At 57.3% G+C, this 23,188-nt stretch carries 20 protein-coding genes and 1 riboswitch; of the genes, 19 read left to right on the top strand and 1 reads right to left on the bottom strand.

Annotation, left to right across the window (positions count from 1 at the left end; all coding sequences use genetic code 11):
* Nucleotides 1–65 precede the first annotated feature (65 nt).
* The 10 genes from ACK2JC_RS03365 to ACK2JC_RS03320 all read left to right on the top strand — a co-directional run bounded on the left by ACK2JC_RS03365 (nucleotide 66) and on the right by ACK2JC_RS03320 (nucleotide 11,664).
* The gene (locus tag ACK2JC_RS03365; protein ID WP_227169880.1) at nucleotides 66–1,283 is read left to right on the top strand and encodes an MFS transporter; all 1,218 of its coding nucleotides are present in this window, start codon (nucleotides 66–68) and stop codon (nucleotides 1,281–1,283) included.
* A 320-nt stretch (nucleotides 1,284–1,603) separates the two neighbouring features.
* Nucleotides 1,604–2,164: a flavin reductase family protein gene (locus ACK2JC_RS03360; RefSeq protein ID WP_007710709.1), complete on the top strand. Its 561-nt coding sequence runs from the start codon at nucleotides 1,604–1,606 to the stop codon at nucleotides 2,162–2,164.
* Nucleotides 2,165–2,187: 23 nt separating this feature from the next.
* Nucleotides 2,188–2,619, top strand: coding sequence for a DUF1810 domain-containing protein (locus tag ACK2JC_RS03355; protein WP_320937389.1), 432 nt, complete (start codon nucleotides 2,188–2,190; stop codon nucleotides 2,617–2,619).
* 165 nt (nucleotides 2,620–2,784) lie between these two features.
* On the top strand, nucleotides 2,785–3,168 hold the full coding sequence (locus tag ACK2JC_RS03350; protein ID WP_092368503.1) for a BlaI/MecI/CopY family transcriptional regulator: 384 nt from the start codon (nucleotides 2,785–2,787) through the stop codon (nucleotides 3,166–3,168).
* Nucleotides 3,161–5,248, top strand: coding sequence for a M56 family metallopeptidase (locus ACK2JC_RS03345; protein ID WP_320937388.1), 2,088 nt, complete (start codon nucleotides 3,161–3,163; stop codon nucleotides 5,246–5,248). The genes ACK2JC_RS03350 and ACK2JC_RS03345 overlap by 8 nt, the downstream gene beginning before the upstream one ends.
* A gap of 163 nt (nucleotides 5,249–5,411) precedes the next feature.
* Nucleotides 5,412–5,618: riboswitch (cobalamin riboswitch) on the top strand.
* Nucleotides 5,619–5,987: 369 nt separating this feature from the next.
* Nucleotides 5,988–7,034, top strand: coding sequence for a sirohydrochlorin cobaltochelatase (locus ACK2JC_RS03340; protein ID WP_118756813.1), 1,047 nt, complete (start codon nucleotides 5,988–5,990; stop codon nucleotides 7,032–7,034).
* 129 nt (nucleotides 7,035–7,163) lie between these two features.
* Nucleotides 7,164–8,195 (top strand): hypothetical protein, encoded by a 1,032-nt coding sequence (locus ACK2JC_RS03335; protein WP_411338452.1) that lies wholly within the window; start codon nucleotides 7,164–7,166, stop codon nucleotides 8,193–8,195.
* Between the two features lie 2 nt (nucleotides 8,196–8,197).
* Nucleotides 8,198–9,496, top strand: coding sequence for an ABC transporter substrate-binding protein (locus ACK2JC_RS03330; RefSeq protein ID WP_206197050.1), 1,299 nt, complete (start codon nucleotides 8,198–8,200; stop codon nucleotides 9,494–9,496).
* 31 nt (nucleotides 9,497–9,527) lie between these two features.
* On the top strand, nucleotides 9,528–10,547 hold the full coding sequence (locus ACK2JC_RS03325; RefSeq protein ID WP_320937387.1) for an iron ABC transporter permease: 1,020 nt from the start codon (nucleotides 9,528–9,530) through the stop codon (nucleotides 10,545–10,547).
* Between the two features lie 13 nt (nucleotides 10,548–10,560).
* Complete coding sequence (locus ACK2JC_RS03320) at nucleotides 10,561–11,664, top strand: ABC transporter ATP-binding protein (RefSeq protein WP_320937386.1); 1,104 nt, start codon at nucleotides 10,561–10,563, stop codon at nucleotides 11,662–11,664.
* 55 nt (nucleotides 11,665–11,719) lie between these two features.
* Here ACK2JC_RS03320 and ACK2JC_RS03315 read toward each other — a convergent pair whose 3' ends face one another.
* A complete protein-coding gene (locus ACK2JC_RS03315) occupies nucleotides 11,720–12,517 on the bottom strand; it encodes a MerR family transcriptional regulator (protein WP_118756817.1) in 798 nt (265 codons plus the stop codon).
* Nucleotides 12,518–12,650: 133 nt separating this feature from the next.
* Here ACK2JC_RS03315 and ACK2JC_RS03310 point away from each other — a divergent pair, with 133 nt between their 5' ends.
* The 9 genes from ACK2JC_RS03310 (at nucleotide 12,651) to ACK2JC_RS03270 (ending at nucleotide 23,004) form a co-directional block, all read left to right on the top strand.
* Nucleotides 12,651–14,060, top strand: coding sequence for an MATE family efflux transporter (locus tag ACK2JC_RS03310; protein ID WP_320937385.1), 1,410 nt, complete (start codon nucleotides 12,651–12,653; stop codon nucleotides 14,058–14,060).
* A 330-nt stretch (nucleotides 14,061–14,390) separates the two neighbouring features.
* A complete protein-coding gene (rpsO, locus tag ACK2JC_RS03305; protein WP_034590048.1) occupies nucleotides 14,391–14,657 on the top strand; it encodes a 30S ribosomal protein S15 in 267 nt (88 codons plus the stop codon).
* Nucleotides 14,658–14,930: 273 nt separating this feature from the next.
* A complete protein-coding gene (locus tag ACK2JC_RS03300; protein WP_092368527.1) occupies nucleotides 14,931–17,039 on the top strand; it encodes a polyribonucleotide nucleotidyltransferase in 2,109 nt (702 codons plus the stop codon).
* A 138-nt stretch (nucleotides 17,040–17,177) separates the two neighbouring features.
* Entirely contained in the window at nucleotides 17,178–18,626 is a 1,449-nt protein-coding gene (gene gltX / locus ACK2JC_RS03295) for a glutamate--tRNA ligase (protein ID WP_368271057.1), read from the top strand.
* Nucleotides 18,627–18,638: 12 nt separating this feature from the next.
* A complete protein-coding gene (locus tag ACK2JC_RS03290; protein ID WP_320937459.1) occupies nucleotides 18,639–20,468 on the top strand; it encodes an ATP-dependent helicase in 1,830 nt (609 codons plus the stop codon).
* Nucleotides 20,465–21,193, top strand: coding sequence for a cob(I)yrinic acid a,c-diamide adenosyltransferase (locus tag ACK2JC_RS03285; RefSeq protein WP_320937458.1), 729 nt, complete (start codon nucleotides 20,465–20,467; stop codon nucleotides 21,191–21,193). Before ACK2JC_RS03290 ends, ACK2JC_RS03285 begins: the two co-directional genes overlap by 4 nt.
* 80 nt (nucleotides 21,194–21,273) lie before the next feature.
* The gene (locus ACK2JC_RS03280) at nucleotides 21,274–21,609 is read left to right on the top strand and encodes a DUF1292 domain-containing protein (RefSeq protein WP_007710753.1); all 336 of its coding nucleotides are present in this window, start codon (nucleotides 21,274–21,276) and stop codon (nucleotides 21,607–21,609) included.
* 193 nt (nucleotides 21,610–21,802) lie between these two features.
* Nucleotides 21,803–22,732, top strand: a complete 930-nt coding sequence (gene cas6 / locus ACK2JC_RS03275; protein ID WP_320937457.1) for a CRISPR system precrRNA processing endoribonuclease RAMP protein Cas6 — start codon at nucleotides 21,803–21,805, stop codon at nucleotides 22,730–22,732.
* Nucleotides 22,729–23,004 (top strand): hypothetical protein, encoded by a 276-nt coding sequence (locus ACK2JC_RS03270; RefSeq protein WP_368271056.1) that lies wholly within the window; start codon nucleotides 22,729–22,731, stop codon nucleotides 23,002–23,004. Before cas6 ends, ACK2JC_RS03270 begins: the two co-directional genes overlap by 4 nt.
* The last annotated feature ends 184 nt before the right edge of the window (nucleotides 23,005–23,188 follow it).

The following is a 23,188-nucleotide window of genomic DNA, read 5'->3' as shown; positions in this document are numbered from 1 at the left end:
TATACTATGCGAAGATACGCGAAAAGTAAAAGGATGAAACGCGAGGACACCATGGGAGGACCAAAATGAACACCGCATCAACTAACTGGAAACAAAATTTCTTCACCATCTGGACCGGCCAGGCTTTTTCACAGTTCTCAAGCTCTGTCCTCCAGTTTGCCATCGTGTGGTATCTGACGGACCAAACCGGCTCTGCCATGGTGCTGACCATCGCCATGATGATGGGCTTTCTGCCCCAGGGCGTGCTGGGGCCGTTTATCGGCGTGTTCATCGACCGGTACAGCCGAAAGAGGATCATGATCATCTCGGACCTGCTGATCTCCGCGGCCAGCTTTGCCATGGTGGCGGCCGGATGGATGGGCGCGCTGTCCACGGAGCTGATTCTAGTCGTGCTGCTGCTCCGCTCTGTGGGCGCCGCCTTCCACACGCCGTGCCTGCAGGCGGTCACGCCCCAGATCGTTCCACCGGACCAGCTGACCAGGTGTTCCGGCTACTCCCAGGCCCTGGAGTCCGTGTCCCAGATTTTAAGCCCGGCGGTGGCGGCTGTGCTCTACAGCTCCTGGAGCTTAAGTGGAATCGTTTTTCTGGACGTCATCGGCGCGCTGATCGCGGTGTTTACCCTTGGAATCGCCGTGATACCTGAATTGCGGCGGGATGAGAACAGCGGCAGCGTGCGGGTGCTGCGGGAGGCGATGGAGGGATTTCGGATTCTTCAGACCAACAAGGGGATGCTGGGGCTGGTGATGATCGGCAGCCTGTACACCCTGGCGCTGATGCCCACCAGCGCCCTGTTTCCCCTGATGAGCATGTCCTATTTCAACGGCACCAGCACAAACGCCAGCATCGTGGAGGTGGTATTCTCCGTTGGCCTGCTGTTCGGTTCCCTGGTGCTGTCCAGGTGGGGAGGGACGAAAAACAGGGTCTACACCATTGTTGGTTCGTTCCTTCTCATGAGCTTCAGCTTATTTATCTCCGGCATGCTGCCGCCCGGCGGTTTCTGGCTGTTCGCCGCCTGTTCCTGGCTCATGGGCGTGTCCGGTCCATTTTACTGGGGAATGTACACGCCGCTCCTTCAGAGCAACTTCGAGGACCGCTACCTTGGCCGGGTGTTGTCCCTGTCCTCCAGCATCCGGCTGCTCAGCGGGCCATTGGGACTGGTGGTCTCCGGCGCGTTTGCGGAGCGGTATGGGGTTGAGAAGTGGTTTCTGATTGCGGGCGCGCTGGTGCTGGTGGCGGCGTTTTTGTGCGTTGGGGTACCGGCGGTGCGGGAATGCGATGGATGAAGGCATTAGCGCTTGTGTTTGAAAAAGAAAACGTTGTAAAATAAAGTACGGAAAAATAAGCTAATATATATGCTAAAACTTGCAAATCAAGCTGATTTGGGCTAAAATATGATCTATGAATTTATCATTTTTTCTTCAAAAAACACCCTCAGAGACTGCGCGTCTCCTGCCCGGCCGGATCCGCGATATCCGCTTGAGAAAGAAATTGTCACAGATAAAACAGAGCGAAACGTCAGGAGTAAGCCTGGCGGCTGGTGACAAAGTATCATATTACCTGAATTGTAAAAAGTAAAGTTGAACAACACGAGGAGGTATTGAAAATGAGAAAGAACTTCGGAGCAAAACCCTACCTGTACCCGCAGCCGGTGCTCATTGTAGCCACCTACGGCGAGGACGGAACCCCGGACGCCATGAACGCGGCCTGGGGCGGGATCAGCGACACCACGGAGATCGGCATGTGCCTGAGCAAGGGTCACAAGACGGTGAAAAATATTCTGGCCCGGGGCGCGTTCACGGTCAGCATGGCGGACGAGGCCCATGTGACGGAGTGCGATTACCTGGGACTGGTGTCGGCCAACGACGTGCCGGATAAGCTGGCCAGAGCCGGATTCCACACCACCAAAAGCGAGCTGGTGGACGCCCCACTGATCGACGAGCTGCCCCTGTCCCTGGAGTGCAGGCTTTTGAGTTATGATCCCGCCACAGGCCATCTGTTTGGCGAGATTGTCAACGTCAGCGCGGACGAGCGGATTCTGAACGAGGCGGGAAAGGTCGATCCCGAAAAGCTTTGTCCTATCACCTTTGACCCCTTCAACAACGCCTACCTGAAGCTTGGCGAAAAGGTCGGCAATGCGTTTAAGGACGGCAGCCAGCTGAAATAGGCAGCTTGCGGGAGGATAAAAATTTGGACGGATTGGAGCGTTTTGTGCAGGCCCAGGCGGACAGTTATGCCCGCGCCTTGCGGGAGATCAAGAGCGGCCGCAAGACAAGCCATTGGATGTGGTATATTTTTCCACAGCTGAGCGGGTTGGGGCACAGCCAGACCGCCCGGTATTACGCGATCAGAGACCGCGCGGAGGCGGAGGCGTACCTGGCTCACCCGGTTCTGGGGAAACGCCTGTTAGAGATATCCTCAGAACTGTTGAAGCTGGAGTCCTCCGACGCCACAGCGGTCATGGGCTGGCCGGACGACTTAAAGCTGAAGTCCTCGATGACGCTGTTCAGCCTGGTGAGCCGTGAGCCCGTATTCCGGCAGGTGCTTGAGAAGTATTTCAGGGGAGAAGAGGACGCGTATACGGTGCAGGCAATATCGCGGCAGGCGGACGGTTTTAATTAAGTAAATAGTCAGAACAAAGAGACGTGAGGTCGATTGAGGCCCCGCGTCTTTTTGGCTGCTGCAATGGCCATTGCTGCGGAATTGGTTGACAGACCGTTTTAGCTGTCCTATAATAGAGGTATACAAATGTATACTAATTCGGAAGTTTGAACGGGAGAAAACGCCATGAAAAAAATCGGTTTGTCGGAGACGGAGTGGAAATTAATGGATGCGCTTTGGGAGGAACCGCCCAAAACCATCACACAGCTCACCAAGGCGCTGGAGGAGGACACCGGGTGGGGAAAGAACGTGATTATCACCATGCTGAAGCGTCTGGAAGCCAAAGGGGCGGTGCGCCACGAGGAGGGGGAGCGGGCCAAACAGTTTTACCCCGCGGTTTCACGGGAGGATACGGCGCTGGAGGAGACCCGGGGATTTTTGAACCGGGTGTACAACGGCAGCCTGGGACTGATGGTGGACGCCATGGTGAACAGCCGGTCGCTCTCGGACCGGGAGATTGAGGAACTGAAGGAGATTCTGAAAAAGGCGGAGGAGGGGCGGAATGGTTGAAACTCTGATTACATCATCCGCGTTGATTGCGGGAATCTGCGCTTGCCGCCTGCTGTTTAGCGGGCGGATTAGCCCCAGGATTATGTACGCCATGTGGGGACTGCCGGCGCTGCGCCTTTTGATGCCGCTGTTTTACCCCGCGGACCGGTGGCTGAAAACGCTGAGAAGCTCCTTCAGCGTGATGAACGCGGTGGACCGCTTGCACGATCAGGTGATTGCAGGCACGGAAATGGAGCCGCTTGTGGACAATATTCTCACCGGCCGGGTCAGGGGATACGTCAATCCCAGTACGCTGCCCCAGAAGCTGGTGGGGGTGGACTGGCAGTTGGTGTTTCTGGCGGTTTGGCTGACCGGGAGCGCAGTGCTGCTGGTGTGGATTTTGTGGGTGAATTTTCATTTTGCGGCCAGACTGCGGCGGACCAGGGTGCGCTGCCGGGGCGCAGTCTACGGAGTTACCCATCTGCCGGTCTACCGCGCGCCGGATCTACGGTCGCCGTGTCTGGTGATGTTTTTGGGCGAGCAGTCCATTTATCTGCCCGAAGATCTGGAGGCGGAACCGGAGCAGATGAAACATATTCTGATCCATGAGACGTGCCATGCCCGCCACCTGGATCCAGTGTGGGGAGCGCTGCGCTGCATGCTGGTCTGCGCGTACTGGATCAATCCCTTTGTGCTTCTGGCCGCCTATCTGTCCAAGCGCGACTGCGAGCTGGCCTGCGACGAGGCGGCGGTGAAGCGGCTGGGAGAAGAAGAGAGGTTTGACTACGGCCGGACGCTGATCGCCCTGACGGCCGGAAAACAGGCGTTCTCCGACTTGTTCTGCATTTCCGCGGATTTCGTGTTTGGCCGCAAGACCATGAAGGAGCGCATCACGTTGCTGGCGGCACGCCCCAGGACGACAGCGCTCACAGCCGCTTTGATTCTGGCGGTCTCCGCGGCGTTGATCGCCTGCACCTATACCGGCAGAGCCGCCCAGGGTGTGCAGAAGCGGACCGGGCTGTGGGCGGAGTATTTCTGCAGCCGGGACGGGCGGGCCCTGGCCGGTCTGTACAGCCCGGAACGCCAGGCCGGTTTTTATGAGATGGAGCCGGTGAGTACGGATGAGAGCGGGAACTACCTGGGCTTCGGCTGGTCCAGCCCCTGGCCCATGGACGGGCGGTACGACATTCAGGTGGAGGGCACGCGAGCTCAGATTACTTACTACGCTATGACGTCGGAGCCCCACCTTTGGGTGTGGAAGGAAACCCTGGAATGGGAGAAGTCCGATGGGATTTACTATGTGGAACGGGAAGCCCTTTCGATTTTTGACGCGGTTTCCGGCCTGACGGAATTTGAGGCTGCCTACGGGCAGGGGATTGAAGGGACGCCCTTGGATTACCGGACCAACGGCATGGGAGCTGCCCTCAATGAGAATGTAAAAGGCGATCCGGTTATGGCGTTTTTAGCTGCGCCGGAGACGGCAGGCCCCTATTTGCTGAATCTGGAGGGCGGGAGCGCCGCCGCCGAAACGGTTGGGGATCAGTCCTCGGTTACATATGAGTTCCGGGACGGAAGCGGCGTTGTGATCCGGATGGAGCGCCCCTTTGGCGCTGACGGAATCTGGGTGCCCACCGGGTGGAGCGGCGCGGTGGAAGCGGCGGATAATGCACAAGTTGACGGGGCGAATGAAGGGAACGAGGGGGTGACGCCGGCGTCGGGAGAAGCGGAGAGTGCGGAGGCGGAATTATCGGAAGCGAAGGCGGAGCGTGCGGAAAACGGGACTGAGGATTCGGAGGCAGAGGCGGTCAAGGCAGTGGTCGGGGAATTTGCTCAGGCGTATTTCCAGGACGACCCCGCGGCCATGGCCCGGGTCATGACCGGAAATGCGGCCAAGAAGATTGCGGGAGCCGGAGAGCAGCTCTGGGACCGGCTGGACGCGTTTCAGATCAAAGGAGATTTGAGCGGCGCAGAAAACCGGGACCAGCTGGAGGTCCAGTGCGAGTACCGGGTGGCGGGCGAGGACTCTTACAGCTATCTTGGCGTTGAGCTGGTGCGGGAGGAGAACGGCTGGAGCGTGTCGGGATATTATTTGGAAAAATAAGGAACTCTGGTTGGGGTTTTACTCGGAAGAACAGTCGCGGGAACGGCAGCTATGTTGTCTCCCGCGGCTGTTTTTGCAAGTCGTGCCGTTATGCGGGGAAATACAGGGACACCAGATGGAATTTATTGCATTTTCCGCCATTCAGTGATAGGATATAGAACATATCGGGTAAAGAGCAGCTGGTGCCGAGGTCCGCTTTGCGGACGCGGGTAAAAGGGAAACAGGTGAAAATCCTGTACGATCTCGTCACTGTAAGCAGGGAGTGCATGGCCATTGTCATGGACAGTCACTGATTCCAACGGAATTGGGAAGGCGGTCATTGCGCGCGGATCTGCAAGTCAGGAAACCTGCCGGCTGTTGGTACGGGAATAGAAGTTCCAAATCACGAGTAATTGGTTGTGCCGGTCTGCGGTTTACCGCCGCAGGTCTCTGACTCAAACGGTGACGGATTTAGCTCCGGGGACAGTGCGTCCCTGAGAGACGGGCGCTGCACGGCGGCCCATGGCGTTGCGCGGCAGCTCCGTGGCATAGCGCGGCAGCTCCGTGGCATTTCGCGGTAGCCCATGGCACTGTGCGGCAGCTCTGCGGCATTTCGCGGCGGCCCATGGCATAGCGCAACCGCTTTACGGCGCTGTCCAGCGCCCCCGCCAGTTTGAGACACATCCTCCAATGCAGACAGATGGCATATTCCCCTACCTTTTACGCAGCGATATGGTGTCTAAAAAAGGAGGAAAAGAAGATGAGACTGAACAAACTGGCGGTCGTATTTGCGGCAGCAGCGCTGTCGGCGGTGATGGTGGCGGGCTGCTCCGGCGGACAGAAGGAGAGCGCGGCAGAGTCCGAGGCGGAGACTTCTGCAAAAACCACAGAGGCGGAGACTACAGCAGAGGAGACAACCATGGCGGAGACAACTGCGGCAGCGGAGGAAATGGACGAGGAGAACTACGATACGGGAGATGCATCCAGGGACAATGTGAGAAATCAGGATGATATTGGTGAGAATGAGCTGATGGTCGTCAGTTTCGGCACCAGCTACAATGATAACCGGCGGCTGACCATCGGAGCCATCGAGGAGGCCATTGAGAAAGCGTTTCCGGATTACTCCGTGAGGAGAGGTTTCACCAGCCAGATTATCATCGACCACGTGAAAACGCGGGACAACATCGCCATCGACAATGTGGGGGAGGCCCTTGCGCGGGCGGAAAAAAATGGAGTTAAGAATCTGGTAATCCAGCCGACCCATCTGATGAACGGTCTGGAGTACACGGACCTTGTGAACGAGGTGGCGGAGTATTCCGACGCCTTTGACCAGGTGGCTGTGGGCCAGCCGCTATTGACCTCTGAGGACGACTTTAAGGCGGTGATCAAGGTGATTACAGAAGCCACCGCCCAGTACGACGACGGCGAGACCGCGATCTGCTTTATGGGTCACGGCACGGAGGCGGAGTCCAACCAGGTGTACTCCAAAATGCAGGAAATGCTGACCGAGGCCGGTTATAAAAATTATTATGTGGGAACCGTTGAGGCGGCCCCCAGTCTGGACGACGTGCTGGCCATGGTTCAGGCTGGCGATTACAAGCGAGTGGTTCTGGAGCCGCTCATGATTGTTGCGGGCGATCACGCCAACAACGACATGGCAGGCGACGAGGAGGACTCCTGGAAAACAACCTTTGAGAACGCCGGATATGAGGTGACTTGTCTGGTCCGCGGTCTGGGCGAGATGGAGGGAATTCAGCAGATCTTTGTGGAGCACGCCAGGGCGGCTGTGGACAGTCTGGCAAAGTAGCATATTTCCCGGCAGTTGATTGGCCGGAATACGCCCTCGGCGGGGCTTAAGTTCCGGCGAAGTAAATAAAAAAGAAAGATGGGGCGGTCGGGGAAATGTGCTGATCGCCCTTTTGAAGGTAAAATAAAAATGCGCATACATAAAATATGTTTATCCGCTGCCATTCTTGCCGCTGTTCTGATGGCAGGCGGCTGTGGCGGCAAAGCCGCGGGAACGGCCGGGACGACCGCATCCACGGAGACGGCAGAGGTGGCAGGGACCACAGCCGGAGTGCCGGATCATTCGGAGACCCCGGGCGCGCAGAGCACAAGCGCTGCCCCCGGCGGACAGAACACAAGCGCTGCCCCCGGCGGACAGAACACAAGCGCTGCCCCCGGTGGACAGGTGGCATCGGAAAATGAGACGGTCAGCCCTAAAAATGTAGTGGAAGCGGGAATGGTGCCGGTTTATGGAACGGAAATAAAGGACGGCGTTTACCCTATAAAAGTGGATTCCAGCTCCAGCATGTTCCGAATCACGTCCTGCCAGCTGACGGTGAAGGACGGCGTCATGAGCGCGGTCATGGCTACCAGCGGGACCGGATATTTAAAGCTGTTCATGGGGACCGGAGAGGAGGCGGCGCAGGCTTCCGAAGCGGACTGCATTCCATATGTGGAGACGGCGGACGGCGCTTACACCTACGCGGTTCCGGTGGAAGCGCTGGACATGGGAATCGATTGCAGCGCCTTCAGCAAGAAGAAAGAGAAATGGTATGACCGGGAGCTGGTATTCCGGGCGGACTCCCTGCCGGCCGAAGCATTTGCGGATGGGAAAATCGCCACTGCGGAGAGCCTGAAACTGGAGGACGGCGTTTACACATGTGAGGTCAGGCTATGCGGCGGTTCCGGGCGGGCAGCGGTGGAGTCGCCCGCCACGCTGCGGGTGGAGAATAAAAATGTTACCGCCACCATTGTCTGGGGCAGTGCAAACTATGATTACATGAAAGTGGACGGAGAGAAATACGGCCTGGCCGCCACCGAGGGTAATTCCACGTTTGAAATTCCGGTGACCGGGTTTGACTGGAGAATGCCGGTGATCGCGGACACCATCGCCATGAGCCAGCCCCACGAGATCGAATACACGCTGACCTTTGACTCCGCCACACTGAAGCGGGTGGATTGACGATGAAACGTAAAATATTTACAATCATAATCGCCGCCGCGCTGTTTGCCGCCGCGGCCAGCGGCTGCTCCGGCCAAGCGGGGAAAAACGCAGGCCCGGAGCGCCCGGTATCGGAACGGGAGAGCGGCTTAGCGGGAACCGGCTCCGATGCCTCAGCCATCGCCCCCATACCTGGCGCTGCCGCGCCCCCATCATCCGGCGGTGCAGCGGCTTCCGGTAAAGTCGCCTCCCCTGTCCCCTCCACGCCCCAAAACTGGTCCGACATGCGGATCGACCACAGCATGGAGCTCCTCTACGCCGACCAGTTTTCCGTGGATTACTACGACAACGGCTTTGCCATGATTACAATCGCGGACGACAACCGTTATCTTGTAGTTCCGGAGGGGGAGACGGTTCCGGGCGGCCTCCCGGACGGTGTGACCGTGATCCGCCGCCCGTTGAACAACATTTACCTGGTGGCAACCTCGGCCATGGACCTGTTTTGCAGTCTGGACGCTGTGGACCGGATCACCCTGTCCGGCACGGATGCCTCCGGCTGGTACATCCGGGAAGCCCGTCAGGCCATTGAGAGCGGAGCCATGTCCTACGCGGGTAAATACAACGCCCCGGACTACGAGCTGATCCTTTCCAAATCCTGCGATCTGGCCGTGGAGTCCACCATGATCTATCACTCCCCGGAGGTGAAGGAGCAGCTGGAAACGCTGGGCATCCCCGTGCTGGTGGAGCGGTCCAGCTACGAAAGCCATCCCCTGGGACGGATGGAATGGCTGAAGCTGTACGCGGTGCTGCTTGGCCGGGAGGAAATGGCAGGGGAGCTGTTTGACCGGCAGATGAGCGCGCTGAACGCCGTGATGGGACAGGAGCCGACGGGCAAAACCGTGGCATTTTTCTATGTCAGCTCCAACGGGTACGTCAATGTGAGAAAACCCGGCGACTACGTGGCAAAAATGATCGAGCTGGCCGGTGGAACCTACGCGCCCCAGAATTCTGCGGAACCGGAAAACGCCCTGTCCACCATGAACATGCAGATGGAAGCTTTCTATGCCGCGGCCAGGGACGCGGACTACATCATTTACAACAGCACCATCGACGGGGAGTTGAAATCCCTGGATGCGCTGCTGGCCAAGAGCAGCCTTCTGGCCGATTTTAAAGCGGTAAAGGAAGGCCATGTGTGGTGCACGGAAAAAAATCTGTTTCAGGAAAGTATGGGGCTGGGAACAATGATCCTGGACATCCACCGGATGCTCACGGAGGAGGACCCGGATCCGTCGGAAATGACCTACATCTACCCTCTGCGCTGATGCAGAGCGCGAATTGATAGGAGTTATCTTTATGACAAAACGATCCTGCCTGAGGCACGGCCTCTCATTTGCCGTGCTGGCAGCTTTGATGTGTATGTTAATGATCTGGAATCTCAATTCCGGAAGCGTGTCCCTGTCCGTAAGGGAGATTGGCCGGGTTCTGTTCCGGCGGGCCGGGGAAGAGACCGCCCAACGCATTGTCTGGGACATCCGTTTTCCGCGGATTCTGGCGGCGGCGATCCTGGGCGGCGGCCTGTCGGTGTCCGGCTTTCTGCTGCAGACCTTTTTCGCCAACCCCATTGCCGGTCCCTTTGTGCTGGGCATCTCCTCGGGCGCAAAGCTGGTAGTCTCGCTGGTGATGATCGCGTTTTTAAGCCGCGGCCTGCCCATGGGCTCCGGGGGAATGATCCTGGCGGCCTTTGCGGGGGCCATGATCTCCATGGGGTTCGTGCTGCTGATCTCCGGAAAGGTGAAGAAGATGTCCATGCTGGTGATCTGCGGTGTGATGATCGGCTACATCTGCTCCGCGGTCACGGATTTTGTAGTCACCTTTGCGGACGACGCCAACATTGTGAACCTGCACAACTGGTCCATGGGCAGTTTTTCGGGAATGTCCTGGGAGAACATCCGGGTAATGGCAGCGGTGACGTTTCTTTCCCTCGTTCTGGTATTTCTGCTGGCCAAGCCCATCGGGGCTTATCAGATGGGGGAGGTCTACGCCCAAAACATGGGCGTGAACATCCTGCGGTTTCGAGTGGAGCTGATCTTACTCTCCAGCCTGCTCTCGGCCTGCGTGACCGCCTTTGCCGGTCCCATTTCCTTTGTGGGCATCGCGGTTCCCCATCTGGTGAAAGGCCTGTTCGGGACCGCAAAACCGCTGCTTTTGATCCCGGGCTGTTTTCTGGGCGGGGCGGTGTTCTGCCTGTTCTGCGATCTGATCGCGAGGACGGTGTTCGCCCCAACAGAGCTTGGGATCAGCTCGGTCACAGCGGTGTTTGGCGCGCCCATCGTCATTTATATGATGGTGCGCGGCAGAAGGAACATGCAGTGAGGAGGCGGAATACATGACGGGCGATTACATTTACACGGAACAGATGGACGTGGGCTACGGGAGCGTTCCCCTCATCCGGCAGATTGAACTCCATGTCAAGCCGGGGGAGATCGTGACTCTCATCGGGCCAAACGGAGCGGGAAAATCCACGATTTTAAAGAGCGTGATCCGGCAGTTAAACCTGTTGGGCGGCGCGGTCTATCTGGACGGTGCCCGGATGTCCGACATGCCGGAGAAGGAGATCGCCAGGCGCATGGCGATCCTGATGACGGAGCGGATCCACCCGGAGCTAATGACCTGCGAGGACGTGGTGGGCACGGGCCGCTATCCCTACACGGGCCGGATGGGGATTCTTGGCGCCGGGGACCGGAGAAAGGTGCGGGAGGCCCTGGAGCTGGTGCACGCGGGCGAGCTGGCCGGGCGGTTTTTCACGGAGGTCAGCGATGGCCAGAAGCAGCGCGTGCTCCTGGCCCGCGCCGTCTGCCAGGAGCCGGAGGCCATTGTGTTGGACGAGCCCACGTCGTTTCTGGACATCCGGCACAAGCTGGAATTACTCACCATTCTGAAGGATTTGGTACACCGGAAACGGGTTGCGGTGCTGATGTCCCTCCACGAGCTGGACCTGGCGCAGAAGATTTCCGATTACATTGTCTGCGTCAACGGAAACTCCATCGAGCGCTGCGGCGTCCCGGAGGAAATCTTCACCTCCACATACATTACCAGGCTCTACGGAATTACCAAGGGCAGCTACCAGGCGGAGCTGGGCTGCCTGGAAATGGAACCGGCACAGGGGTCCCCCCAGGTTTTTGTCATCGGGGGAAACGGCAGCGGAATCCCCGTTTACCGCAGGCTCCAGCGCAGGGGAATTCCCTTTGCAGCCGGAGTGCTCCATGAAAATGACATCGATTATCCGGTGGCAAAGGCCCTGGCCTCCCGCCTGATCGGAGAGCGCGCCTTCGAACCCATCGGAGAGGAGGCGTTTGCCCGTGCGGCCGAAGTGCTGCAAGCCTGCGGCCGGGTGATCTGCTGCCCGGACCATTTTGGAGCAATGAATGAAAAAAACCGTATTTTGGCGGAGCTTGGGGCGGACCGGCTGTGCGGGGTGGAGGATATCTGAGCGGACCGGTGCATATCTGTGCAATCCGAGAAAACTCTAGGCGCGCCCTGCCTCTCTAAGCCAGTTCAACCTTCAACTGAAGCTCCGTCACCTGCTCCTCCACATGTTTGGTGGTGTGGTTGTCGATCCAGAGCAGCTCCAGCAGGGGCTCGCAGGCCGCCATGCCGTGGTCCCGGGCATACTGCAGGAGCTGGGGCACGAACCGGCGGGTCTGCCGGAAACTGCCGCTGTAACAGACGGACAGATAGGTCCCCGCCTCGATGGAATGCTCTCCCTCCGGGTGGAGGAGGAACACCGCCTCATACTGCTGGCAGCGCCCGTCCAGCGCGTCGGACAGGTTCAGGAAGGAGCCCATCTGGTTGTTGCCGATAATATACTGGCGGTCCGGCTCAAACGCCACCAGCTGCTTGATGAGGACATCCATCTCCTCGTCCGTCTCATAGCTCTGCATGATCCGGTGGCAGGGCCGTCCGGGCAGCGTTTTTAACGAAATCGTCCCCAGTGGCAGCCGGACTGCCTGGGCGATGGTCTCGCGGCGGGTGATAATGTTGTCCCGCAGCTCCTGAAGCCGGGCGATCTGCTGGTCGATCAGGCACAGCTCCTGCTGAAACAGCTCCAGGGTGGAGCCCACGCTTCTGTTCTCAATATAGGACCGGATCTGGTCCATGGAAAATCCCAAATCCCTCAGGTCGCGGATCACATTCAGACACCACAGATCCTCGGTGCGGTAGATCCGGTATCCGTTTGGCGCCCGCCGGGGCACCAGGATGCCAAGCTCCTCGTAATAGCGCAGAATATCCGTGCTGATGCCGTATAAGGCCGCGATCTCACCGATTTTATAATATGTAGACATGGAATTCCCCCTAAATCTGGCAAATTTTGCTGTATACCTTGGTATTATACCAAGGTTTATACTGGAATTGCAACGGTGGTTGTCAAAACGGAGTCATCCGCGCTGGCCGTGTTGAAATAAAAGGGGGAATTTTATGAATTTCGAAGGTATTTCACTGAAGAAAAATTTCTGGAGATTTGTCTGGCCGTCGGTGGTGGCCCAGTGGATCTTTGCGCTGTATACCATGGTGGACGGCATGTTTGTGGCGAGGGGCGTGTCCGAGTCGGCGTTGGCAGCGGTGAACATTGTCTCGCCCTTTGTGAACTTTTTGTTTTCTGTGTCCATTCTCTTCGCAGTGGGCACGTCCACCATTGTGGCCATCTACCTGGGACAGGGAAAACACCTGGAGGCCAACCAGGCCAACACCCAGAACCTGATTGTTTCTGCGGCGGTGTCCCTGTTGATCACCGTGGTGATGTGGCTGGGAGTGAACCCCGCGGTCCGGTTTCTGGGGGCCACGGAGGCCACCATGGAGTATGCGCGCCATTACATCCTGTCCATCCTTCCCTTTGCCTGGTGTTTCATCCTCTCCTACACCTTTGAGACGCTGGTAAAAACCGACGGCTACCCCAGGTTCGCCACCATCGTGGTCTCCCTGGGCGCTGTGATCAACTGCATTCTGGACTACCTGTTCGTCATGGTGTTCCACTGGGGAGTGGCCGGCGCCGGGGTGGCCACGGGCATTTCCCAGATGATCCCGGTCTTTTTATACCTGAAGCATTTCCTCGGGCCAAAGGCCGTCATCCGGTTTGCAAAACCGCGCTGGGATTTCGGGCAGCTGGGCCGGGTGGTGAAGATCGGACTGTCCTCCGGCCTCACCGAGCTGTCGGCGGGAATCACGGTGCTCATGTTCAACCACGCCATTCTGCGCTACATCGGGGAGCAGGGCGTGGTGAGCTATACCATCATCGCCTATGTCAATATGATCGTGGTCATGTCCATGGCGGGCATCAGCCAGGGCATCCAGCCGCTCATCAGCTTCTACTACGGGAAACAGGACCATAAGGTCTGCAAAAAGCTGCTGCGCTACTCCCTGGCCGCCACCGTGGGCCTGGCCGGGGCCGCGTTTCTTGCCTGCATGGGCGGGGCGCAGCTGTTGGTCAATGTCTTTATTTCAAAGGAGCTGACCGGATTGCGGGTCTATTCCGCGTCGGTGTTTCGGATCTTCAGCGTCTCCTTCCTGATCGTGGGCTTTAACGTGGTGGGATCTGGATATTTTACGGCGGTTGAGCGGCCAAAGGAATCCCTGGTCATCTCCCTGGGACGCGGCGTGGTGATTCTGTTTGCAGCCCTGGCCAGCTGCATCGCCCTGTTCGGAGGCGAGGGCATCTGGTGGGCGCCCACAGTGTCCGAAGCGGTCTGCCTGGGAATCACCCTGCTGCTTGTGCGGCGCATGGCGGGGCGGGAGGAGCGGGAGCGGACCGAAGGCGGGATTCTCGCCAGACCGGCGAGCCCTGAGGCCGGCAGTACCGGCGGAACAGCAGAACGGACGCTACCCGGCTGAAAAATATTACGCAGATGCGGGGAAAAATTAATTGCCCCCTCGTTATCGATAATAGAGAACAATACAACATAATCGCGGTTATTGTAAAGGTTCAAATCAGATGGGAAGTGATGTGGGGAAAAGTTGGACACAGTGGTATAAGAAACTCAAAAATGGAAATCCTATTAATGTTTTTCAAAGTTTTTCAATTACTCAAAAATCCGGTTTACAACCGAACCGGAGTGTGATATACTGAATCGGTATGAAATGACGCCGATGCCCGGTTGTCCGGTGACTCCAGCCGACGGCCTGGTTTACGGTAAGACTAATTTTAATTTAGGAGGAAACATCATGATTTCTAAGGAAAAGAAAGCACAGATCATTGCGGAGTATGGCCGCAAGCCCGGAGATACCGGTTCACCTGAGGTACAGATCGCGATCCTGACCGCCAGAATTGCCGAGCTGACCCAGCACTTACAGGACAACAAGAAAGATCATCACTCCAGAAGAGGACTTCTGATGATGGTTGGACAGAGAAGAGGACTTCTGGACTATTTAAAGAAGACCGACCTGGAAGGCTACCGTGCTTTAATTGAGAAATTAGGCATCAGAAAGTAATTTCAAACGTTAGGGTGGAGTTTTCAGAGCTCCACCCTATATTTGCAGTTACTGTTCCCTTCGTCCCCGTGCGGCGGCATTTGCGGAGCGCTCAGGCGGCGGCAAAGCCCGGCGGATACGGACAAGGGACGATTTAGTTTTGCATTCTCTCTGGCAGAGGAATTACCCCGAGACCGCTGATGTGGCCGTAAAACGGCGATTTGCGGACAGATCAGTAGTTTCGGCGTCTTCTGCCAGTGTAAGATATGATTTCAAAGAAAAGGAGATAACCATATGTTCAAAAGTTACAGTATGGACCTGGCAGGGCGCAAGCTGACCGTAGAGGTAGGCAGAGTGGCTGCCCAGGCGAACGGCGCCGTTTTCATGCATTATGGCGACACAGTGGTGCTGTCCACCGCAACCGCATCCACCAAACCCAGAGAGGGCATCGATTTCTTCCCCCTGAGCGTGGAGTTCGAGGAGAAGCTTTACGCCGTGGGTAAGATTCCCGGCGGCTTCAACAAGAGAGAGGGAAAGGCTTCTGAGAACGCAGTGCTGACCGCCCGCGTGATCGACCGCCCCATGCGTCCCCTGTTCCCCAAGGATTACCGCAACGACGTGACGCTGGACAACATCGTGATGTCCGTGGACCCCAACTGCAGCCCTGAGCTGACCGCTATGCTGGGTTCCGCCATCGCAACGTCCATTTCCGATATCCCCTTCGCCGGTCCCTGCGCAACCACCCAGGTGGGCATGATCGACGGCGAGTTCATCATTAACCCCACCGCTGACCAGAAGCACGTGAGCGATCTGGCCCTGACCGTGGCTTCCACCCGGGAAAAGGTGATTATGATCGAAGCCGGCGCCAATGAGGTGCCGGAGGACAAGATGATCGAGGCCATTTTCAAGGCTGACCAGGTCAACAAGGAGATCATCGCATTTATCGACACCATCGTGGCCGAGTGCGGCAAGGAAAAGCACACCTACGAGAGCTGCGCAATTCCGGAAGAGCTGTTCGCAGCCATCAAGGAGCTGGTTCCCCCGGCAGAGATGGAGGAAGCGGTATTTACCGACGACAAGCAGACCCGCGAGGGCAACATCCGCGCCATCAACGAGCGCCTTGAGGAGGCGTTTGCCGAGAACGAGGAGTGGCTGGGCCTGATCGACGAGGCGGTTTACCAGTACCAGAAAAAGACCGTCCGCAAGATGATCTTAAAGGACCACAAGCGTCCCGACGGCCGCGCGATCACCGAGATCCGCCACCTGGCCGCGGAAGTGGACCTGCTGCCCAGAGTCCACGGCTCCGGTATGTTCACCCGCGGACAGACTCAGATCTTAAACGCCTGCACCCTGGCTCCCCTGTCCGAGGCACAGCGCCTGGACGGACTGGATGAGAACGAGACCAGCAAGCGCTATATGCACCACTACAATTTCCCGTCCTTCTCCGTAGGCGAGACCAAGCCCAGCAGAGGACCGGGCCGCCGCGAGATCGGCCATGGCGCTTTAGCGGAGCGCGCGCTGGTGCCGGTGCTTCCCTCCGAGGAAGAGTTCCCCTACGCCATCCGCACCGTGTCTGAGACCATGGAGTCCAACGGCTCCACCTCCCAGGCCAGCATCTGCGCCTCCACTCTGTCCCTGATGGCCGCCGGTGTGCCGATCAAGGATATGGTGGCCGGAATCTCCTGCGGTCTGGTGACCGGCGAGACCGACGACGATTACCTGGTTCTGACCGATATCCAGGGCCTGGAAGATTTCTTCGGCGACATGGACTTCAAGGTGGCAGGTACCAAGAAGGGTATCACCGCCATTCAGATGGATATCAAGATCCACGGTCTGACCCGCCCGATCATCGAGGAGGCGATTACCAGAACCAGAGAGGCCAGAATCCACATCCTGGACGACGTGATGCGCCCGGTGATCTCCGAGCCCAGAAAGCACTTAAGCCCCTACGCTCCCAAGATCGTGCAGATCAACATTGATCCCCAGAAGATCGGCGACGTGGTCGGCAAGCAGGGTAAGGTGATCAACAAGATCATCGAGGAGACCGGCGTGAAGATCGATATCAACGACGACGGTTCCGTGAATGTCTGCGGCACCGACGAGGCGATGATCAACCGCGCGGTTCAGATTATCAAGAGCATTGTGACCGAGATCGAGCCCGGCATGATCTTTACCGGCAAAGTCGTGCGTCTGATGAACTTCGGCGCGTTTGTGGAGCTGGCTCCGGGTAAGGACGGCATGATCCACATTTCCAAGCTGTCCGAGAAGCGCGTGAACACGGTCGAGGACGTGGTCAACATCGGCGACGAGGTTACGGTTAAGGTAATCGAGGTCGACAAGATGGGCAGAATCAATCTGAGCATGAAACCCAGCGATCTTGCTCCCAAAAAAGAGTCCAAGTAAGCGGGAACCGCTCTGAAATACAGTCCGAAATAACGTGACGGAAAAGACAATGCCGGTGAAAATCAGGCATTGTCTTTTTTCGTGGAGCGTTATATAATGTGTTAATGGAAACAGAACAAAACGATAGGAGATCGTGAGATGAACAGAGTTAGGACAAGGTATGCACCGAGCCCCACGGGCCGGATGCATGTGGGAAATCTGAGAACGGCGCTGTACGCATATCTGATTGCAAAACATGAAGGCGGAGACTTCCTGCTCCGCATTGAAGATACAGACCAGGAGCGCTACGTGGAGGGCGCGGTGGAGATCATCTACCAGACCTTAAAGGACACGGGTCTGATCCACGACGAGGGCCCGGACAAGGACGGCGGCTGCGGTCCCTACGTTCAGAGCGAGCGCCACAAAGCCGGAATCTACATGGAGTATGCGAAGATGCTGGTGGAGAAGGGCGAGGCCTACTACTGCTTCTGCACCCCGGAGCGCCTGGAGAGCCTGCGCCGCACGGTGAACGGCGAGGAGATCATGAGCTATGACAAGCACTGCCTGAGCCTGTCGAAAGAAGAGGTGGAGGCCAACTTAAAGGCCGGAAAACCCTTTGTGATCCGCCAGAACAACCCCACCACCGGGACCACCACCTTCAACGACGAGATTTACGGGGATATCACGGTGGACAACTCTGAGCTGGACGACATGGTGTTAATCAAGTCCGACGGCTACCCCACCTACAATTTTGCCAACGTGGTGGACGACCATCTGATGTCCATCTCCCACGTGGTGCGGGGCAACGAGTATCTGTCCTCCTCGCCCAAGTACAACCGCCTCTACGAGGCATTTGGCTGGGAAGTGCCGGTGTACGTACACTGCCCGCTGATCACCGACGAGAACCACCACAAGCTGAGCAAGCGCAGCGGACATTCCTCCTTTGAGGACCTGTTGGAGCAGGGCTTTCTGGCTGAGGCCGTGGTGAACTACGTGGCCCTTCTCGGCTGGTCACCGGAGGACAACCGGGAAATCTTCTCCCTGGAGGAGATGGTGAAGGAATTCGACTACCGCCGCATGAGCAAGTCACCGGCCGTATTTGATATGACCAAGCTGCGCTGGATGAACAGCGAGTATATGAAGTCCATGGACTTTGACCGTTTCTTTGAGATGGCCCTTCCTTATATTAAGGAAGTGATTCACAAGGATCTGGACTTAAGGAAGATCGCCTCCATGGTGAAAACCCGTATCGAGGTGTTCCCGGACATTGCCGGACACATCGATTTCTTCCAGAAGCTGCCCGAGTACGACGCCGCCATGTACACCCACAAGAAGATGAAGACCAACAGCGAGACCTCCTTAAAGGTGCTCACCGACGTGCTGCCCATCCTGGAAGCCCAGGAGGAGTTCACCAACGACGGCCTCTACGAGGTTATCTCCAAGTACGTGGCGGACACCGGCGTCAAGACCGGTTTTGTAATGTGGCCCATCCGCACCGCCGTTTCCGGCAAGCAGATGACCCCGGCGGGCGCCACGGAGATTATGGAGGTGCTGGGCAAGGAGGAATCCCTGGCCAGAATCCGCAAAGGAATCGAGAAATTATCATAAGGCGGGATCAGAATGGCGTTTAATGAAGCCCAGTTACAAGCGATCCGGCATGGGGACGGCCCGGCCCTGATTCTGGCCGGCCCCGGTTCCGGAAAAACCACGGTGATTACCAACCGCATCCGTTTTCTGACTGAGGAGGAGGGCGTGAACCCCTCCTCCATTCTGGTGATCACCTTTACCCGGGCCGCGGCCACGGAGATGCAGAAACGCTATGAACAGATGACGCAGACAGGATGTGCAAAGCCCGCCTTCGGGACCTTCCATTCTGTCTTTTTTATGATACTCAAACTGGCCTACCGCTACGATGCGAACAGTATTGTGCGGGAGGAGCAGCGGGTGGAATTTCTGCGGGAACTGTTAAAACGGCACGAGATCGAGACGGAGGACGAGAGCGAGTTTATCTCCGGCGTGCTCAGCGAGATCAGCATGGTCAAGGGGGAGATGATCGGCGTGGAGCACTATTACGCCAAGAGCTGCTCCGCCGACGTGTTCCGGCGGCTGTACAAGGGTTATGATTTGGCCCTTCGGGGAGCGGGCCTTCTGGATTTCGACGACATGCTGGTGATGTGCCGGGAACTGTTTGAACAGCGGGCGGACATTTTGCAGGCATGGCAGAGGAAATACCGGTACATACTAATCGATGAATTCCAGGATATCAACCGCATCCAGTATGAGGTGATCCGCATGATGGCCCTGCCGGAGAACAACCTGTTTATCGTGGGCGACGACGACCAGTCCATATACCGGTTCCGGGGAGCCAGGCCGGAGATCATGCTGGGATTTGAGAAGGATTACCCGGGAACCGAGAAGATTCTTCTGGATCAGAATTACCGCTCCACCGCGCAGATCATCGGAGCGGCCGGACAGCTGATTGGCCACAACAAAACCCGTTTTTCCAAGGATATCACGGCGGTCCGCGGGCCGGGACACTCCGTGGTGGCAAAGGAGTTCGTCGATCCGGGGGCGGAGGCCAGGGCCATCGCCGCTCAGCTGCGGGACTACATGCGCCTGGGCGTGCCCTACGAGGACATCGCCGTGCTGTACCGGACCAACATCGGCCCCCGCCGCCTGGTGGAGGTATTGATGGAGTACAATATTCCCTTCCACATGCGGGACAAATTGCCGAATCTCTACGAACACTGGATCGCCAGGGATATTCTGGCCTATCTGCGGGCTGCGGCAGGGGACATGAGCCGGGCAAACCTGCTGCGGATCATCAACCGGCCCATAAGGTATATCAGCCGTGACGCCCTGGACGGAAAGACCATCTCCCTGGAAGCGGTGAAATCCTTTTACCAGGACCGGGAGTGGATGGTGGAGCGGGTGGAGCAGCTGGAGTACGACCTGAAAAACATCCGCAGTCTGCCCCCCGGCAAGGCAGTGAACTATATCCGCAAGGCGGTGGGCTACGACGATTACCTGCGGGAATACGCGGGGGAACGCCAGCTGGACCCCGAGGAGCTGCGGGAGGTGCTGGACCAGCTCCAGGAGAGCGCCATGCCCCACGCCTCTTTGGAGGAGTGGGAGGCGTACATGGAGAATTACAGGCGGAAACTGGAGGAGCAGGCGGCTTCCCGGCAGCTCCGGCAGGAGGGCGTGCATCTCATGACCATGCACAGCTCCAAGGGGCTGGAATTCCGGGTGGTGTTCATTTTGGACGCCAACGAGGGCGTGACGCCCCATCACAAGGCGGCGCTGGCCGCCGACCTGGAGGAAGAACGCCGGATGTTCTACGTGGCCATGACCAGGGCGAAGGACCGGCTTCATGTCTATTATGTGAAAGAGCGGTACCACAAGAAACAGGCGGTATCGCGTTTTGTGGAGGAGGCGCAGATTATTTGAACGGTTTGGTGCATATTTACTGTGGCGACGGCAAGGGAAAGACCACCGCGGCCCTGGGACTGGCCCTGCGGGCAGCGGGCAACGGCGTCCCGGTGGTGATCGCCCGTTTTTTAAAAAATGACGGGTCCGGGGAAGTGGGAATTCTGGAAAATGTACCCGGCGTGTATTTGTTCCACTGCGAGCGCCAGTTTGGGTTCACCTGGACTATGAGCGAGGAGCAGAAGGCGGAAGCTGGGGAGTATTTCACCGGGTTATTTGAACGCGCGTGGGAGATGGGGTGTAAGACGGCGCGAGAGGATGTGGAGGGGGCCGGCAAGGCGGATGGCTGCATGGCTGGGGAAAACTGGGGAAGTGATTCTGTGTCAGATGGTTCCAGTCGACGGGATACCGGTGTTTGTGATACCGGGGCCTCCATTTCTGAATCCCCTGTCTCTGGCGCCCCTGTTTCTGGGTCCCCCGCCTCCGCACCCCTTACCTCCCCGCCCTGTGAAATCCGGGCGCTGCTGGTGCTGGACGAGATTATGGCCGCGGTAAACAGCGGATTTGTGGCAAACGAGCGCCTTTTAGCGGCTCTGGATCACCGGCCGGACGGCCTGGAGGTGGTGCTGACCGGCCGCGGACCGTCTGAGGAGCTGCTCTCCCGGGCCGACTATGTGACGGAGATGCGGGCGGTGAAGCACCCTTACGAAAAAGGAGTGGGAGCCAGAAAAGGCGTAGAATATTAACTTGCATTTTTGGCTATAGTCTGATAGAGTGTAAACAGAAGAACCTGTAAAATATTACAATTTAAGAGAGGTATTGAAACATGGCAGATGAGAAGAATCTGAATGAAGAGGAAGATCAGGAGATGACCGTCACCCTCACCCTGGACGACGATACGGAGGTAGAGTGTGTAGTCCTGACCATCTTTAAGGCTGGCGAGCGCGAGTACATCGCACTGCTTCCCATGGAAGGCGCAGATTCGGAGGAAGGGGAGGTTTATCTCTACCGTTACAGTGAGAGCGAGGACGGCGCGCCTACCCTGGACAACATCGAGGACGACGACGAGTACGAGATCGTGGCCGAGGCATTCGACGAGCTGCTGGACGAGCAGGAGTACGACGAGCTGGTAGGCGAGGATGAGCTGGAGGAAGAAGAGTAAACTGTTGCAGGACAAATGAATCGATGAATCCTATTTCCCCTGTGGCCGGATGGCTGCGGGGGATTTTTTTGCGCTTGGGAGAGGATAAATGGATGGAGGTCTGGGAGAAAATGTGTACAATATGTCGAATCTGGTCGGGGATGGGGGTGATTTCCTGGACGTTATGTGGTAAACTATAGGAATATGGAAGAAGGTGGGATTTTTGTTTGAATATTTGAAGGTAACAACCCTGGAGGCAGTATTTACCGCAAGGGGGGCCGGGCGGCTGCCGGAGTATCTGGGATCTACCATACGCGGAATATTGGGGCACTGCTTCCGGGATTTTGTCTGCGATATGCGGGCCACCAAGTGTTTTGCCTGCGAAAAGCAGTCCGGTTGTCCCTATGTGCGCAATTTTGCCAACACCGGCGGTCAGGGAGGCGCGATCAACCCCTATGTGCTTTTGTCCTGCACCCAGGGAAAGACGGAGTGGAAGCCGGGTGACGAGTGCAGGTTCCGCCTGACGTTGTTCGGTACTGCGGCGGAGAGCCCGGGAATCTACATGGACGCTCTGCTGGCAATGGAGAGGCGGGGATGGGGAGCGGCCAAGATCCCCTTCGCCCTGAATCGGGTGGTGGACTGGGAGACGGGCAGGCTGATCTACGGAGCGGGCAGACCATATGTGCGCAATCTCGCGCCCCACGCCATGGAGATCAGGCCTGTAAACGCCAGAAGCATCATGGTCTCCTTCCAGACGCCGGTGCGGATCGTGGCGGGGAAAACGCTGTTTACCAGCCTGCCCTTCCAGGAACTGGTGCGTTTCCTGATGGGGCGCTTTGCGCAGATGACCCAGGCGTACACTGATTACGTGATGGAGTGGGATCAGGAGGAGATGCTCAGGCAGGCCGGGCAGATTAAGACCGTGGCCGAGCATTGGAATTATCTGGATTTTTCCCGGTATTCCATCAACAGCCCCAGTGGAAAGCTGGAACTGCCCGCCCGGACCGGCTGGGCGCTGTACGAGGGCGATCTGGGGGCATTTGTGCCTTATCTGGAGGCAGGGCGTTATCTGCACGTGGGGAAAAATACTACGATTGGGTTTGGTAGGTATGAACTGTATTATGACGGAGGGTTTACGGTATGACGGAACAAACGATGAATCAGGCGATTGAAAAACTTGCAGAGAATTATAACCAGCTGGAGCAGTCCCTGGTGAATCAGCTCCGGCTGCAGGTGCCGAACCACCAGTTGACGGTTGGTACATACAGGGAGCGGGTCTGGAAAAGCCTTTTCGAGATGATCATCCCGAAAAAGTATTGTATTGAGCAGAGTGTTTTCATCATTTTTGTCATTCCTTTCGCTTCGCTCAAGGCACAAACAAGTTATGAAAAAATGTTGTACCTCTCCACTATTTGATTTATAATCCCTGTAGGGAATAGCAATACACTACAGAGCACGGAAGGAGGAGTGGCGAATTTATTCCGACCCCGTATCATTATATGTGCCGTCATCCTTTCAAGCACAAACAAGTGGGACTTTGAGCCCGGACTCTTATCATTGGTAATAAACCATGTTTATTCAGTCACAGGATGACAGTCAC

The organism is Enterocloster lavalensis (assembly GCF_046603895.1).
Classification (GTDB): domain Bacteria; phylum Bacillota; class Clostridia; order Lachnospirales; family Lachnospiraceae; genus Enterocloster; species Enterocloster lavalensis.
The sequence above is the reverse complement of the archived record's forward strand: the minus strand, read 5'-3'. Positions and strand labels throughout refer to the sequence as shown.

What these genes read in the sequence shown, in the direction of transcription:
- rpsO (WP_034590048.1), top strand. Translation starts at nt 14,391, where the DNA reads ATGATTTCTAAGGAAAAGAAAGCACAGATCATTGCGGAGTATGGCCGC.
- gltX (WP_368271057.1), top strand. Translation starts at nt 17,178, where the DNA reads ATGAACAGAGTTAGGACAAGGTATGCACCGAGCCCCACGGGCCGGATG.
- ACK2JC_RS03325 (WP_320937387.1), top strand. Translation starts at nt 9,528, where the DNA reads ATGACAAAACGATCCTGCCTGAGGCACGGCCTCTCATTTGCCGTGCTG.
- ACK2JC_RS03360 (WP_007710709.1), top strand. Translation starts at nt 1,604, where the DNA reads ATGAGAAAGAACTTCGGAGCAAAACCCTACCTGTACCCGCAGCCGGTG.
- ACK2JC_RS03365 (WP_227169880.1), top strand. Translation starts at nt 66, where the DNA reads ATGAACACCGCATCAACTAACTGGAAACAAAATTTCTTCACCATCTGG.
- ACK2JC_RS03270 (WP_368271056.1), top strand. Translation starts at nt 22,729, where the DNA reads ATGACGGAACAAACGATGAATCAGGCGATTGAAAAACTTGCAGAGAAT.
- ACK2JC_RS03340 (WP_118756813.1), top strand. Translation starts at nt 5,988, where the DNA reads ATGAGACTGAACAAACTGGCGGTCGTATTTGCGGCAGCAGCGCTGTCG.
- ACK2JC_RS03310 (WP_320937385.1), top strand. Translation starts at nt 12,651, where the DNA reads ATGAATTTCGAAGGTATTTCACTGAAGAAAAATTTCTGGAGATTTGTC.
- ACK2JC_RS03330 (WP_206197050.1), top strand. Translation starts at nt 8,198, where the DNA reads ATGAAACGTAAAATATTTACAATCATAATCGCCGCCGCGCTGTTTGCC.
- ACK2JC_RS03300 (WP_092368527.1), top strand. Translation starts at nt 14,931, where the DNA reads ATGTTCAAAAGTTACAGTATGGACCTGGCAGGGCGCAAGCTGACCGTA.
- ACK2JC_RS03345 (WP_320937388.1), top strand. Translation starts at nt 3,161, where the DNA reads ATGGTTGAAACTCTGATTACATCATCCGCGTTGATTGCGGGAATCTGC.
- ACK2JC_RS03315 (WP_118756817.1), bottom strand. Translation starts at nt 12,517, where the DNA reads ATGTCTACATATTATAAAATCGGTGAGATCGCGGCCTTATACGGCATC.
- ACK2JC_RS03350 (WP_092368503.1), top strand. Translation starts at nt 2,785, where the DNA reads ATGAAAAAAATCGGTTTGTCGGAGACGGAGTGGAAATTAATGGATGCG.
- ACK2JC_RS03290 (WP_320937459.1), top strand. Translation starts at nt 18,639, where the DNA reads ATGGCGTTTAATGAAGCCCAGTTACAAGCGATCCGGCATGGGGACGGC.
- ACK2JC_RS03320 (WP_320937386.1), top strand. Translation starts at nt 10,561, where the DNA reads ATGACGGGCGATTACATTTACACGGAACAGATGGACGTGGGCTACGGG.
- ACK2JC_RS03280 (WP_007710753.1), top strand. Translation starts at nt 21,274, where the DNA reads ATGGCAGATGAGAAGAATCTGAATGAAGAGGAAGATCAGGAGATGACC.
- ACK2JC_RS03335 (WP_411338452.1), top strand. Translation starts at nt 7,164, where the DNA reads ATGCGCATACATAAAATATGTTTATCCGCTGCCATTCTTGCCGCTGTT.